At 66.0% G+C, this 13,321-nt stretch carries 13 protein-coding genes; 4 read left to right on the top strand and 9 right to left on the bottom strand.

Translation table 11 applies throughout. The features are described 5' to 3' along the window. The first annotated feature begins 177 nt into the window (after window positions 1-177). Genes ACI48D_RS22720 through ACI48D_RS22705 form a run of 4 tightly spaced genes read left to right on the top strand, consistent with a single transcriptional unit; the run spans window position 178 to window position 4,055 of the window. On the top strand, window positions 178-1,164 hold the full coding sequence (locus ACI48D_RS22720) for an ABC transporter substrate-binding protein (protein WP_435573510.1): 987 nt from the start codon (window positions 178-180) through the stop codon (window positions 1,162-1,164). Between the two features lie 9 nt (window positions 1,165-1,173). Next, entirely contained in the window at window positions 1,174-2,181 is a 1,008-nt protein-coding gene (locus tag ACI48D_RS22715) for a cupin domain-containing protein (protein ID WP_435573509.1), read from the top strand. Window positions 2,182-2,206: 25 nt separating this feature from the next. Next, window positions 2,207-3,070, top strand: a complete 864-nt coding sequence (locus ACI48D_RS22710) for a fumarylacetoacetate hydrolase family protein (RefSeq protein ID WP_435573508.1) — start codon at window positions 2,207-2,209, stop codon at window positions 3,068-3,070. 1 nt (window position 3,071) lies between these two features. Next, window positions 3,072-4,055 (top strand): PDR/VanB family oxidoreductase, encoded by a 984-nt coding sequence (locus ACI48D_RS22705; RefSeq protein WP_435573507.1) that lies wholly within the window; start codon window positions 3,072-3,074, stop codon window positions 4,053-4,055. Between the two features lie 426 nt (window positions 4,056-4,481). On the opposite strand, the gene ACI48D_RS22700 is transcribed toward ACI48D_RS22705, so the two are convergent. From ACI48D_RS22700 to dmpG, 9 genes are all read right to left on the bottom strand, one after another. Next, entirely contained in the window at window positions 4,482-5,876 is a 1,395-nt protein-coding gene (locus ACI48D_RS22700; protein ID WP_435573506.1) for an MFS transporter, read from the bottom strand. A 92-nt stretch (window positions 5,877-5,968) separates the two neighbouring features. After that, the gene (locus ACI48D_RS22695; RefSeq protein WP_435573505.1) at window positions 5,969-6,520 is read right to left on the bottom strand and encodes a DoxX family protein; all 552 of its coding nucleotides are present in this window, start codon (window positions 6,518-6,520) and stop codon (window positions 5,969-5,971) included. 70 nt (window positions 6,521-6,590) lie between these two features. Beyond that, window positions 6,591-7,079, bottom strand: coding sequence for a hypothetical protein (locus ACI48D_RS22690; protein ID WP_435573504.1), 489 nt, complete (start codon window positions 7,077-7,079; stop codon window positions 6,591-6,593). A 122-nt stretch (window positions 7,080-7,201) separates the two neighbouring features. Then, a complete protein-coding gene (locus ACI48D_RS22685) occupies window positions 7,202-8,296 on the bottom strand; it encodes a DctP family TRAP transporter solute-binding subunit (RefSeq protein WP_435573503.1) in 1,095 nt (364 codons plus the stop codon). A 154-nt stretch (window positions 8,297-8,450) separates the two neighbouring features. Further along, a complete protein-coding gene (locus ACI48D_RS22680; protein WP_435573502.1) occupies window positions 8,451-9,962 on the bottom strand; it encodes an MmgE/PrpD family protein in 1,512 nt (503 codons plus the stop codon). 14 nt (window positions 9,963-9,976) lie between these two features. Further along, the gene (locus tag ACI48D_RS22675; RefSeq protein ID WP_435573501.1) at window positions 9,977-10,162 is read right to left on the bottom strand and encodes a hypothetical protein; all 186 of its coding nucleotides are present in this window, start codon (window positions 10,160-10,162) and stop codon (window positions 9,977-9,979) included. Then, window positions 10,162-10,668, bottom strand: coding sequence for a hypothetical protein (locus ACI48D_RS22670; protein WP_435573500.1), 507 nt, complete (start codon window positions 10,666-10,668; stop codon window positions 10,162-10,164). The genes ACI48D_RS22675 and ACI48D_RS22670 overlap by 1 nt, the downstream gene beginning before the upstream one ends. A 35-nt stretch (window positions 10,669-10,703) precedes the next feature. After that, window positions 10,704-11,843 carry a porin gene (locus ACI48D_RS22665; RefSeq protein WP_435573499.1) on the bottom strand — a complete coding sequence of 380 codons (1,140 nt, stop codon included), beginning with the start codon at window positions 11,841-11,843 and terminating at the stop codon, window positions 10,704-10,706. Window positions 11,844-12,286: 443 nt separating this feature from the next. Continuing rightward, window positions 12,287-13,321, bottom strand: coding sequence for a 4-hydroxy-2-oxovalerate aldolase (gene dmpG, locus ACI48D_RS22660; protein ID WP_435573498.1), 1,035 nt, complete (start codon window positions 13,319-13,321; stop codon window positions 12,287-12,289).

Below are 13,321 nucleotides of genomic sequence, written 5' to 3'. Positions count from 1 at the left end.
CCGGCGTCCCGCCCGGCGCCGGACCGGCGCGCGCCACTGTTCATGCGGGATCCCGGCATTCATGCCGCCGCAGCATAGCTGAAATGAAGGTTTTCGCGTTGCTCCCGTTACCACGATCACAAAAAATAGCGTCATCCACCGGCGCTGCGCGCCATCGGAAAACCCGTCAAGGAACACATGAACAAACTGCAGCTATCCGTGGCCATCGGTAACTACGACCGTTGCCGCCCCCTGATCGATCATGCCGTCCAGATCGATGGCGTCGCTCCCGTCTTCATGACGCTGTCGCCGGAAGAGATTTTCTTCCGTGCCTTCCGCGCCGAGGAATTCGACATCTGCGAATTGTCGCTCTCCAGTTCGACCGTCAAGGCCGCCGCTGGCACGCTGCCCTATGTCGGCGTGCCGGTATTCCTGTCGCGCGCCTTCCGCCACACGGCCATCTACGTGCGCACCGACCGCATCAAGCGCCCGGAAGACCTGCGCGGCTGCCGCATCGGCCTGCCCGAATACCAGTTGACGGCCAATGTCTGGGTCCGCTCTTTCCTGCAGGACGACCACGGCATCGCACCCTCGGACGTGACCTGGGTGCGCGGCGGCATTTCGCATGCGGGCCGGCCGGAAAAGATCAAGCTGGCGCTGCCGGAAGACGTCAGGCTGGAGGACGCGCCCGAAGGCGAGACCATCTCTAGCCTGCTGGCCAAGGGAGAGATCGACGCGTATGTCGCGCCGCGTCCGCCGGACGTCGCGCCGGGCACGCCCAACATCGGCTGGCTGTACCCGGACCCGGTCGCCGCCGCCAAGGACTATTACCGCCGTACGCGCATCTTCCCGATCATGCACATCCTCGGCGTCCGGCGCGAACTGGCGGACAAGCACCCCTGGCTGCCGGGCGCGGTGTTCAAGGCCTTCAACCAGTCGAAGCACCTGGCGCTGGAGCACCTGAGCGACACCTCGGCCACCAAGATCACCCTGCCCTTCGCCGAAGAGCGCCTGAAGGAGGCGCGCGATTTGATGGGCGAGGACTTCTGGTCCTACGGCATCGACGGCAACCGTCACGTGCTGGAGAAATTCTTCGACCACCACCACCGGCAGGGACTGTCCTCGCGCCGTGTGACGCCCGAGGACCTGTTCCATCCGGGCACCTTCGAATCCTTCAAACTGTAAGGCCCCGCCATGAGCCAGTCCCATCCCGACCCGTACGCTCTCTGGGAGGCCGCCCACCTGGCGCCCCTGTGGAACAGCCCGAACGCCCACAAGCCGCCGCCGCCGCCCGTCGCCGCCCATGTCTGGCGCTGGAAGGAAACCCGCGCGCTGGTCGAACTGGCCTTCCGGGAGACCTCGCCGGCCGCGGTCCAGCGGCGCGTGCTGCAGATGCTCAGCCCGCACGCGGCATCGCCGGCCGACGAATACACTTGCGGCAGCGTGCTCGCCGCCCTGCAGTGCCTGCTGCCCGGCGAGACGGCGCGCCCGCACCGTCACACCATGAATGCGCTGCGCTTCCTGCTCGAAGGCTCGGGCGCGGTTACCCTGGTCGACGGCAAGGAGTGCCCGATGGAGTTCGGCGATCTGGTGCTCACGCCAGGCATGTGCTGGCACGAGCACCGGCATGACGGCAAGGAGCCGGTGGTCTGGCTCGACGTGCTGGACGTGCCGCTGCACCAGCATATGGGCACGGTCGTGTTCCAGCCCGGCCCCATCGTCGAGCCGCCCGTGACCATGCCGGATGCGGCCTTTGCCTCATCCGGCATCGTGCCTGTCGCCCTCGACGGCCGCCGCGACCACTCGCCGGTGTTCCGCTATCCGTATGCGGATGCGGTGCGCGCCCTGCAGCATGCGCCGCGCTCGCCCGACGGCGCGCGCCGCGTGCGCTATATCAATCCCCTGAACGGCCAAGGCGCGATGGCCCTGCTCGATACCTCGATGTTGCAGCTCGACGCCGGCGTGCCCACGCTACCGACGCGCACCAACGCCAACCTGGTGTGCACCGTGGTCGAAGGCCATGGCGAGACCCGGGTCGGCGACCAGCTCATCGCCTGGGGTCCGCGTGACACCTTCACGCTGCCTCAGCATCACTGGGTCTCGCACCGCGGGGAAGCAGAGGCGCGCCTGTTCATCGTGTCCGACGCCGATTTGCTGCGCCGCCTCGGCGTGCTGTCGGAAGAAGTCCAGGCCGCCGTCTAAACGTTTCACCTGAAAGACCATCACCATGAAAATCTGCTGGTACAACCAACAACAGCTGGGCGCCGTCGTCGACGGCCGGGTTTATGAGGTCAGCGCCGCCCTGGACGCCCTGCCCCGCCCGCGCTATCCCGCCGCGCCCGGCGACCTCTTGATCGCCCACCTCGACACGGTACGCGCCGCGATCGACCGGCTGCTGCCGTCGGCGGCGTCGATCCCGGTGGCGCAAGCGCGCTTCCTGAGCCCGGTGGCGAACCCGGGCAAGATCATCGGCGTCCCGGTCAACTACGCCGACCATGTGGCCGAGGCCAAGGCAGACCAGGCGACCTTTACCGACCGCTACAAGGGCGACATCCGTGAACAGGGATTGTTCCTGAAGGCCGCCAGCAGCCTGGTCGGACCGGCCGATGGCGTGGCCCTGCGCTTCCCGGAGCGCCTCTCGCACCACGAGATGGAACTCGGGGTCGTGATCGGCAAGACGGCGGCGAATGTCACGCAGGCCGAGGCCCTGTCGTACGTGGCGGGCTACGCGATCGCGCTCGACATGACGGTGCGCGGTCCGGAAGACCGTTCGCTGCGCAAGTCGCTCGACAGCTACGCGGTGCTCGGGCCCTGGCTGGTCACGGCGGACGAGATCGCCGATGCGCAGGCGCTCGAGATCCGGCTCGGCGTCAATGGTAACGTGCGCCAGCAGGCCAGCACCGCCGAGATGATCATCGGGATCGCCGAGCAGATTGCCTGGGCCTCGAGCTACTACACCCTGCACCCCGGCGACATCATCATGAGCGGCACCTGTGCCGGTGTCGGCCAGGTCCTGCCGGGCGACGTGATGCAGTGCGAGATCGAAGCCATCGGCGCCATGACCGTGGCCGTGCGCGCGGCCGGAGGCTGACATGTCGGCCGCGCCCACTCCCGTCGCCGTCGCCGGCGCCCACGCCCGGCTCCAGGTGCGCCTGCAGTCGGTCAGCTATGCGACCCGCGACATCCTGGTCTACGAGTTCGTGCGCCCGGAGGGCGGGCCGCTTCCCGCCGTGGGCGCCGGCGCCCACGTCGACGTCCACCTGGCCAACGGCATCACCCGCTCCTACTCGCTGCTGCACGCCGGCGACACGCCGCACCGCTATGTGGTCGGCGTCAAGCGCGATCCGAACAGCCGCGGCGGTTCGCGCTACATGCACGACGAACTACGGGTCGGCACGCTCCTCGAGCTATCCCAGCCGCGCAACCATTTTCCGCTGGCGGAACAGGCAGCGCACACGGTGCTGATCGCCGGCGGCATCGGCATCACGCCGATCCTGTGCATGGCCGAGCGCCTGGAGCGGATCGGGGCCTCGTTCGAGCTGTGGTACGCCAGCCGCTCGCGCGCCGACCTGGCCTTCCTGCCCGAACTGGCGCGCTTTGGCGAGCGCGTACGCGTGCACGTGGACGACGAGGCGAATGCCGTGCTGGACATGGCCGCCATCGTCGCGGCCGCCCCCGCAGACGCACATTTCTATTGCTGCGGCCCGGGGCCGATGCTGGCCTCCTATGAAGCCGCCGCGGCAGGCCGCGCACCGGAAACGGTCCACCTCGAGCGCTTCGGCGCCTCGCAGCCGGTCGCGACGAGCGGCGACGGTTTCGTCGTCGCCCTGGCGCGCAGCGGGATCGAACTGCGCGTGCCGACCGAATCGACGCTGCTGCAAGTCCTCACCAGCAACGGCATCGCCATCGAGTCCTCCTGCGAAGCCGGCATCTGCGGCTGCTGCGAGGTGGGCGTGCTGGAAGGCGAAGTGGACCACCGCGACGAGGTCCTCACGCCGGCCCAGCGCGCCGGCAACAGGTCGATGATGGTGTGCTGCTCGCGCGCGAAGAGTGCGCGCCTGGTGCTCGACCTGTAGGCACTGAACCGGCCCGCTTCGTGGCCGGCGATCTTCTCCCCTTTTCCTCCACGCCGGGCCTGCGCCCGGCGTTTTTTTTGGCGCTGTTCGCGTCAAGTGTTGAATCATCTCCGGCACACGCCAGGTCCAACGTCGACCTGAACCGTTTCCCGTTTCGCCGAATCGGCAAGCGCTGCTTGTCCAGCTACTTCGGCTGGCGCCGGGCGCTCGACGGATAAGGCATCGCAAGCCCGCATGCTTTCCCGAGAGCGGCGCTGGGCAGATTCAACCCGGCTCGCCGCATGCGGGTCCGGACCCGCCTCGCGCGCGAACGCCCGGTCCACCAGGGCTGGATGCGCGAAGGACCCGCTGCGCGATCGCAGCGGGCCCTTTGATGATCGCCACATGAACATGGCGGGTTGGCGCCCGCGGGCGCCGACGGAGTGCCTAGCGCACCCCGACCTTGCCGGCGCCGACCGGCGGCTGCTCGCGCGCAGCCTCTTCCGCTTCTTCGGTGCCGGCGGTGTACACCGGCAGCTCCTGGTCGAAATGCTCCGCACTGAAGTAATACGCAATGGCGCTGACCACGCACAGGCCGCCGAAGAAAACAGCGACCAGCACCGGGTCGGTACCGCCGCGCAAGGCCAGCAGGGCCGATGCGATCATCGGCGACAAGCCGGAACCCAGCGTCGAGGCGATCTGGAAGGTCACCGCGATGCCGCTGTAACGCACGTCGGCCGCGAATTTCTCGCCCATCCAGGTATTCACGGGACCGCCCAGCATTGCCTGGATCAGGGGCAGTGCGAGCACCAGGGCCAGGATCAGTGCCCCGAGGCTGCCCTGGTTCACCAGCAGGAAAATCGGCCAGATCAGTACCGCGCCGAAGATCGCACCCGCGATCAGGAGCGGACGCCGGCCGAGACGGTCGGACAGCGCGCCAAAACAGGGCATCGTGAAGATGTGCAGAAAATTCGCCACGGTCATGGCAAGCAGGGAATCCGTGCGGCTATGCCCCACAGTGACCGAGTAGTTGAGCAGGAACGCGGCGCCGAAGGTGGCGAACGCCAGCGGCGCCAGGCCGCCGATCACGCCGGACAGCACCTGCAGGCGATTGTGGCGGAACACGGTCACGACCGGCAGCACCTTGACTTTCTTGCCAGAAGCCAGGCGCTTCTTGCGCGCCTCTTCAAACTCGGGTGTCTCGTCGAGCCCCATCCGGATCACGATGCCGAGCACCAGCAACAGCGCGCTGAGCAGGAAGGGCACGCGCCAGCCCCAGGCCAGGAAGTCCTGGTTCGGCAGCTTGGAGAACAGCATCATCACCATCGTGCCCAGCAAGGCGCCGCTGGGGCCGCCCGATGCCACGATCGACACCGCCAGTCCCCTGCCCTTCGGTTTGGCGTGCTCCATCGACATCAGGGTGGCACCGCCCCATTCGCCGCCGATGGCGAAGCCCTGGATCAGGCGCAGTACCACGAGCAGGATCGGCGCCATGATGCCGATCTGCTGGAAGCTTGGCAGCAGTCCGATCAGTACGCTCGAGCCGCCCATCATCATCAGGGTGATCATCAGGATCTTCTTGCGTCCCAGCCGGTCGCCGTAGTGCCCGAACACGACCGCACCCAGCGGGCGCGCAAAATAGCCGGCAGCCAGCGTCGCAAAGGCCGACATCGCGCCCAGCATCGGGTCGAGGCTGACGAAGAAGATGTGCGGGAATACCAGCGCCGCAGCAACGCCGTACAGCAGGAAATCGTAATACTCGAGCGTCGTGCCCAGGTAGCTGGCAATGACGGCACGCCGTCTGCTCTTGGCCATCTCAGCCGGGTTGGAATAGTCAGCCATGTTAGTTCCGCAAATGAGTTAATCGAATATCTTGGGGTGGGCCTGGCCGCCGCCGGCGTAGCGCCGCCGGGCTGGCCGCCCGAACCACACGCTCAGCGCGTGCCCTTGCCCGGTTCCTGTTCCGGGTCGCTGAAAATGGAAGGGAGCATCTTGAAATCCTCCAGCTTGCCCATCGGCGCGCGCATCCTGAGCATGGGCAGGTAATAGCGGATGTACGCCAGCACCAGCACCACATTCATGTACAGGCACCAGACCGCCATGTAGGTGCTGAAGATGCGGTCATAGCGCATGTTCAGCGCGATCGAGTTGTGGAACACCATGTACGACACCGGCAGTGCGGCGGCCAGCGCCAGCGGCACGAAGACGTTGAACACGAGGCACAGGCCGCAGAGCAGTTCGACCGTCTTGACGATATCGAACAGGCCGACCTGGAGCAGCGATACCAGCATCACGTTCGAGGGATGCATATTGCCCAGGGGCTGGGGGAAGATCGGCGCAAAGCCGAACACGGTCAGCAGGTGGCTGGTGCCGCTGACGATCATCCAGGCACCGAGCATGATGCGGAAAAAGATCAGTACGAGCTTGCCGAGAAACCAGATATCGAGTTTGTTGGTGCCGGCGACGGCACGGGTTGTTACTGCCATGATGCTTGTCTCCATTACGAATGTTGTAGTCGAGCGCCCTGCCCGCGGGCCGGCGCCGCTCCGTGCCCGCTCAGCTCGGTACGGGTTTCAGGCCGAGATCGACGGGCCTGGCCAGGCTGCTGGCGGCGCAGGAAGGACCGTTCACGGCTTGGGCGATGGTCTTGCGCCAGACGATGCGCCCGTTCGAGGTGCGGAACATGTCGACCACCTCCTGCGGGCTGCCGACGCCCTCGACGCAATGCTGGACCACGACGTTCAGGCCTTCGGCGACCACCAGGCGCACGGTGGATTTCAGCGGCGCCGAGTCGCTGCGATAGGGAGCGTCGGGGGTCACGTCGATCGTCTTCCTGGTGTAGTACTGCTTTGCCGCCGCGGCGACCTGCCCTTTTCCGTAGGCGGTGTCCATGTAGCCGGCGACGATCTCGCGCGGCAACTTGCCGACGCCCGGTCCGTTGTCGCCATACCAGCGGGGATTGAAATGCAGGTCCTGCGCCACGTAGGCGGTCAGCAGCAAGCCCAGGGCGACCGATATCGAATTCAGTTTCTTATCGCTGATCATTCGGGGTGCCTCCTGTTGGCTGGCACTGGCTGGTCTGGTGTCTGGTCCTTGGTCACGGGATGTCTCCTGTATAAAAGCTTTTTATGGTGTTGCGGGATAAGGGACGAAGTGTTCGCCCGGTGTCATTGCTCGGCGCCAGTCCCCTGGTAGAGCTGCCACAGGTCGCGGCCGTGCTGGCCGAAGTAGCGGGCGCGCAGGGGCGCCGTCAGCGCGCGCAGTTTGTCCCGTTCGGCCGGGGCGAGTTCATTGACGGCCATGCCCTGTTGCGCGAGTCGCCCGCGCGCCTGGAGCGCTTCCTCGCGCACGATGCGCCGCTGGAATCGTCCGGCCTCGATCGCGGCCGCCTGGAGGATGCGCCGCTGGCGCGGGCTCAGGCTTTTCCAGGCCGCGGCATTCGCCACCAGGACCAGCGCACTGTAGGAATGATTGGTGATGGTCAGCGAGGACTGCACTTCATGCAGGCGGCCGGCCAGGATCTGGGACGTGAAATTATCCTCTGCATCGACGCGCCGCGACTTCAGGGCCTCGTACAGTTCCCCGAACGGCAAGGGGACCGGATTGGCGCCCATGGCACGCACGGTATCGACAAACACCGGTTCGCCGATCACGCGGAATTTCAGGCCCCGCAGATCGTCGGCGCTGCGGATCGGCGCGCCGGAGCTCGTGATCTGGCGAAAACCGTTTTCCCACCATGCCAGGCCGACCAGGCCCGCCGGTGCGACACGCGCCAGCAGGACATCGCCGAAGGGGCCGTCGAGCAAGGCGTCGGCCTGCCGCCCATCGGCTACCAGGAATGGCAGGTCGAGCAGTTCGAACTCCTTGGCGACCGCCGCAAGGCCGGTGCTTGCCACCAGCATCAAGGCGGGTGCGCCAGGGGCGCCGGCCTGCAGCGCCGCGATCTGTTTCGCGGGCGAGCCGGGCAAGGCGTCGGTACGCGGGCGCACCCGCAGGCCGCCCCCGCTCTGAGCCTCGACCAGTTGCGCGAACTTGCGCATGCCCTGGCGTACTGGATGATCCTCGAGCAGATAGCCTCGGTAGTCGGCGATGTCGAGCTCGCGTACTGCCGGCTGCTCCGCGAGCGCGGGGCTGGATGCCAGCAAGCACGCCCCAAGCAGCGCAATCACGAGACCGATCAGGGATGCCGACGGTTCGCTACGGACGCCGCGCGACGCTGGGCGGGCCAGGTCGGCCACGCGCTTGAAGATTGTCTTCAGCATTGTTCTGTCCGTTATATTGCTTCTGGCGATTATCATATATACCCATCCTGCATTCAATGCGGACCGCGAAATGTCTGCTATGTGATAAACGCATGGCAGCTGGACGGGAAGCGAGCGGGCCATCAATACGGACGCCCACTTCCCGCTCCTGTACCTAGCCGACCGCCATCGCGGCGTTCAGCGCCGAGACGTCGGGTTCCGCTTCCAGCTTCATGATCCGCGCCATCAGGCGCTCGGCCTGGGCGCGTTTCATGCCCGCCGCGTCGGTACACTCGAACAGCTTGTTCCGGTATTCCTCCGGCGTCATCCGGTTCTTCGGATCGCCCTTGGCAAACTTGACCAGCTTGTCATGGGTCTTGCCGTCGCGCGTCGTGATTTCCAGACGCACGAAGCCCGGGCCGCCGTCCGGCCGCACCAGCGTCTTGTCCTCGACGGTGACGATGCGTCTGGCAAGCGCGCGCAGATCGGCACGCTGCAAGGCCGCATCGGTGAAATGACGCAGGCCCACTTCCCTGTCCTGAATCGCCGCCGCCACCATCCACGGGTTGCTGAACTGGGCTTCGACGACGGTCTTCGGATTCTGCTTCTTGTCCAGGGGCGCACCGAGCAGCATGATCTCGGCCGGCGGGCTGTAGACCCTGACGCCTTCAACGTCGCCCGGCTTGATGTCATTGGCCTTGACCAGGTCGAGGGCGCCATCGATCGCCACATGCCCTCCCCTGCAGCACGGATAGGGCTTCGGTGCGATGTCGAGGCCGGCGAAGCGGGTGCCCAGCCCGCCGAGCAAGGCGTCCTCGGAATATTTACCGCCGTGGTATTGCTTGAACAAGCCCTTGACGCCCTGCAGCACGTGGTCGGAGCCGACCACGCCACGTTTCGCCAGACGCGCCGACACGATGCCGCCGTAGGCAGCGAAGCCGGCACCGAGGCGCTTGGCATGCGTGCCGTCGATGCTGGCCTGGGCGTTGCCCGCAACCTGATGGTAAGCCAGTCCGACGGCGGCCACCAGCTGCTCGCGGGTCAGGCCCATCAGGCGCCCGGCCACCAGGGTGGCGGACAGGAAGCCGTACATCGGGGTCGGGTCCCAGCCGACGATGAAGGGCGAGATGCCGGGCGAGCCGGCGCGCGACAGGCGGCAGGCCGCATCGGTGCCGACCGCGACCGCGGTGATCAGCTCCTTGCCGCTGACGCGGCCGGTGAAGTCGGCCACCGCCAGCGCCACCGGAATCGTGACGCAGGAGGCGTGCATCAGTGCCGGCTCGTAGGTATCGTCGAACTCGAGGGCGGCCGCCATCGAGGCGTTCAGGCGGGCCGCCTTTTCCGCCGGCATGCGCTGCTTCGTGCCGAGCACCAGGCTTTCGGCCTTGCCGCCGGTTTCCCGGCTCCAGGCATACACCTGCTTGATGCCGTCCGCGCCGAGGGCCGGCAGCGCGACCGCCACCGTATCCAGGATCTGGGTTTTGGTGATGGCGACGACGTCCGCCGGCAAGTCCTCGAAACGGGTGTTCAGGCAATAATCGACCAGCGTGTACACGGCGTCGGGCAGCGGCGCCGCGCCCGGCCCCGCCTGCACGGGGGCCGCATCGGCAAAAGCCCAGGCCGGCACAGCCCAGCTCGATGCCATCAAGGCCGACAGTTGTACGAATTTTCTACGGCTCGTTTCCATGATCGTCTCCTTGATCAGGCCTTGCGTTTCCGGTCCCGGATCAGCATCCAGATCAGACCGCCCCAGGAGCCGGCGAAGCCGACCAGGTCGTAGTTGCGAATCGGCCGGAAGTCGGCATAGAACAACCCGGTCGATCCGATATACGCGGCAACCGTCAAGCCGAGACAGGCCGCAACAGCAATCCATTTACTCTTGTCCATCAGTTCACCTCGCTCTTGAATTTAACATCGCGCACGTCATGCTGATCGGCGATCCGGGCGCCGATGACCGGCTTGTACGCACGCTCGCCGTCCCACAGCCACAGCGGCTCGAGCTTCGGCTTCACCGCGGCATAGATCCAGCCGCTATAGGCCAGCAGCAGGACGCCGTTCATGAACAATTCCTGCGGCCCCGTGAACAACTGGCGCGGGGTGGCGACGATGAAGGTGTTGAGCCAGAAGATGTTCACCGTGGTCGGGAATTCGAGGATCAGGCCGAGCAGCGTGAAGCGGTTGAAGAAGAGCATGGCGCCGGTGACGATCTCGAGATACTTGATGGCCTGGTACAGATAGATGTTGGCGTTCGCCTGCACCCATTCGCCGCCGACGCCGGGGATCTCGGGCACATAAGCGGTCGCCGCATAACGGATACCGGAAAACAGCAGGTGCGCGCCGAAGTACAGGCGCAGCCAGTGAACGATGTAATACCAGGCTGACTTTTTGGACATTTCACTACCCCTCAGTTTGAAAAAACGGATCGCGATCAGAAGCGCCAGGTCAGGCCGGTCGTCACGGCGTTGACCGACTTGCCGGGATTCGGGCGCGGACTCTGGAACACGGGATAGCGTGCGGCACTGTCCTGCGACAGGTGGGTCACGGCGGCCATCAGCATCAGCCTGGGGTTGACATCGTAGGTGTAGGCGGCGCCGTAGTTCGATGCATCGGCGTTCGCGGTGCCGCTCGCATAGCGGCCATAGGTCATGCGCACCGCACCGCGCGCGGAGACCGGGATCACCACACCGATCAGCTTGACGGTTTCGGCATTGCCGTTCAGGACGCCGCCGCCTGCGGCACGGGTCGGATCGGTCGACTTGCGCCGGATATAGGTGAGATACGGCTGAACCGGGCCGGCCTGGTATTTGGCGCCGATCGCGAACTCGGAATTCGAGTCGGTGGGGCGGACGGTGGCGCTGCCGGGCGTACTGCCCGCTCTCACGTACAGCGCGCCGACCTGCAGGGGGCCGGCCACATAGTCGATGTTCGCTTCGACCAGGCTTGGCTGGGTGGCCGCGCCTTCGGCAAGGCTGTACGACAACTTGCCCTGCACGCCGGCCAGGCGCGGCGAGATATAGCCGATCGTGTTTTCCGTGCGCCCCGTCGGATTGATCATGAAGCCCGTCGATGTGCCGTTTCCGGATGCCACGCCGGGAGCCGGGGAGCCGAGGGTGGTCACCACCCCCCAGGCATCCATCGCCGGCAGCAGCATCGGATCGTAGGTCGGGAAGAAGGTATAGATCGGACCTTCCTGGCGGCCGAGGCGCAGCGCGCCGAAGTCCCTGTTCGCCAGCTCGACATAGGCCTGGCGGCCGAACACGCGGTTCGGGACGCCGTTGGTGGAACTCGAGGTACCCGTATCGAGGTTGATGCCGGCCTCGAGGCGGGCATTGAGCGCCCAACCCTGGCCCAGGTTTTCCCCGATCAGGAAGCCGAGCCGGGATCCCGCGCCGCCGGGGTGCATCGCGAGCCGCGACTGGCCCGAAGTGCGGTACTCGGCGAGCGCGATATCGGCGACGCCATAGATCTTGACGGTACTTGGCTGCGCCTCCGGGACGCTGGCGGTGGACTGGGCGAACGACGCGGCCGACGCGCACAAGGCGGCCATACCGGCTACTAACTTCTTCATGGTGTCTCCATTCTTTTCATGTGTAAGGCCGGACAAGGCCCCTTCTGCCAGACTGCGATCAGGTGGCGCAAACGTCACCCGATCGAATGAGTGCTGCTCGACTGTCGCGGCCCATCTGAGGTGGGCTCGGTGCGCAGTTCGGATAAAGATGGTCAGCGCGCTCCGGTAGGGACCGCGCCGGAAAGACTGCCTGGAATCGAAAACGCGCGCAGCACATGAGGGGTAAGGCTGGCCGGGCGTTTCCCTGTGCGGTTAGTTGGCGCATGGGGCATGGGATGGTCTCCGTATTATATTTACCAGAATTGTGCTCTGGAAGTTATGTTCTAGAATTCTCTACATCCGCGCGACATATTGCAACCGGAAACTGTGCATGGCTGCTATACGCTTTTTGCATTGGAGCAGCCCGCATCCGCGCGGGCGAACACCGGACGCGGGCGGCAGGCTCAGGCTACGGCGGGCGCGCGCTGCTTCAGCATGTCCAGCGCGACGTCGACGATCATGTCTTCCTGGCCGCCCACCATGCGGCGCGTGCCCAGCTCCACCAGGATGTCGAAGGCCGGGATGCCATATTTCGCCGCCGCCGCTTCGGCATGGCGCAGGAAGCTCGAATACACGCCGGCATAGCCCAGCGCCAGGGTCTCGCGGTCGACCCGCACCGGGCGCTCCTGCATCGGGCGCACGATGTCCTCGGCCGCGTCGATCAGCATCTTGACGTCGCAGCCGTGCTTCAGTCCCATGCGGTCGGCGGCGGCGATGAACACTTCCAGCGGCGCATTGCCGGCGCCCGCTCCCATGCCGGTCAGGCTGGCGTCGATGCGGTCGCAGCCGTGTTCCAGCGCCACCAGGGAATTGGCGACGCCCAGGCTCAGGTTGTGGTGCGCGTGCATCCCGGTCTGAGTTTCCGGCTTCAGCACGTCCTTGAACGCCTTGAAGCGCTCGGCGATGTCGAGCATGTTCATGGCCCCGCCCGAGTCCACCACATACACGCACTGCGCGCCGTAGCTTTCCATCAGCCTGGCCTGCTGCGCCAGGCCGGCCGGGGTGTTCATGTGACTCATCATCAGGAAGCCGACCGTGTCCATGCCCAGTTCGCGCGCATACTCGATGTGCTGGCGCGAGATGTCCGCCTCGGTGCAATGGGTAGCCACCCGCACGATGCGTGCGCCGGCGTCGTAGGCGTTCTTCAGGTCGTGGATGGTGCCGATGCCCGGCAACAGCAGGGTCGCCACTTTGGCGTGCGTGATACTGCCGGCCACCGCCTCGATCCATTCGAGGTCGGTGTGCGCGCCGAAGCCGTAGTTGAAGCTCGAGCCGCGCAGGCCGTCGCCGTGCGCCACCTCGATCGAATCGACCTTCGCCGCGTCCAGCGCGCGGGCGATGCGCACGGCCTGCTCCAGCGAATATTGATGGCGCACCGCGTGCATGCCGTCACGCAGGGTGACGTCCGAAACATAGATCTTCTTGTCGTGCTTAAACAT

Origin of the sequence: Massilia sp. LXY-6 (assembly GCF_051233485.1) — a bacterium.
Lineage (GTDB): Bacteria > Pseudomonadota > Gammaproteobacteria > Burkholderiales > Burkholderiaceae_D > Telluria.
The sequence above is the reverse complement of the archived record's forward strand: the minus strand, read 5'-3'. Positions and strand labels throughout refer to the sequence as shown.

Coding starts and splice junctions, on each gene's coding strand:
- ACI48D_RS22690 (WP_435573504.1), bottom strand. CDS start 7,079: ATGATCAGCGATAAGAAACTGAATTCGATATCGGTCGCCCTGGGCTTG.
- ACI48D_RS22670 (WP_435573500.1), bottom strand. CDS start 10,668: ATGTCCAAAAAGTCAGCCTGGTATTACATCGTTCACTGGCTGCGCCTG.
- ACI48D_RS22695 (WP_435573505.1), bottom strand. CDS start 6,520: ATGGCAGTAACAACCCGTGCCGTCGCCGGCACCAACAAACTCGATATC.
- ACI48D_RS22710 (WP_435573508.1), top strand. CDS start 2,207: ATGAAAATCTGCTGGTACAACCAACAACAGCTGGGCGCCGTCGTCGAC.
- dmpG (WP_435573498.1), bottom strand. CDS start 13,321: ATGTTTAAGCACGACAAGAAGATCTATGTTTCGGACGTCACCCTGCGT.
- ACI48D_RS22715 (WP_435573509.1), top strand. CDS start 1,174: ATGAGCCAGTCCCATCCCGACCCGTACGCTCTCTGGGAGGCCGCCCAC.
- ACI48D_RS22680 (WP_435573502.1), bottom strand. CDS start 9,962: ATGGAAACGAGCCGTAGAAAATTCGTACAACTGTCGGCCTTGATGGCA.
- ACI48D_RS22675 (WP_435573501.1), bottom strand. CDS start 10,162: ATGGACAAGAGTAAATGGATTGCTGTTGCGGCCTGTCTCGGCTTGACG.
- ACI48D_RS22720 (WP_435573510.1), top strand. CDS start 178: ATGAACAAACTGCAGCTATCCGTGGCCATCGGTAACTACGACCGTTGC.
- ACI48D_RS22685 (WP_435573503.1), bottom strand. CDS start 8,296: ATGCTGAAGACAATCTTCAAGCGCGTGGCCGACCTGGCCCGCCCAGCG.
- ACI48D_RS22705 (WP_435573507.1), top strand. CDS start 3,072: ATGTCGGCCGCGCCCACTCCCGTCGCCGTCGCCGGCGCCCACGCCCGG.
- ACI48D_RS22700 (WP_435573506.1), bottom strand. CDS start 5,876: ATGGCTGACTATTCCAACCCGGCTGAGATGGCCAAGAGCAGACGGCGT.
- ACI48D_RS22665 (WP_435573499.1), bottom strand. CDS start 11,843: ATGAAGAAGTTAGTAGCCGGTATGGCCGCCTTGTGCGCGTCGGCCGCG.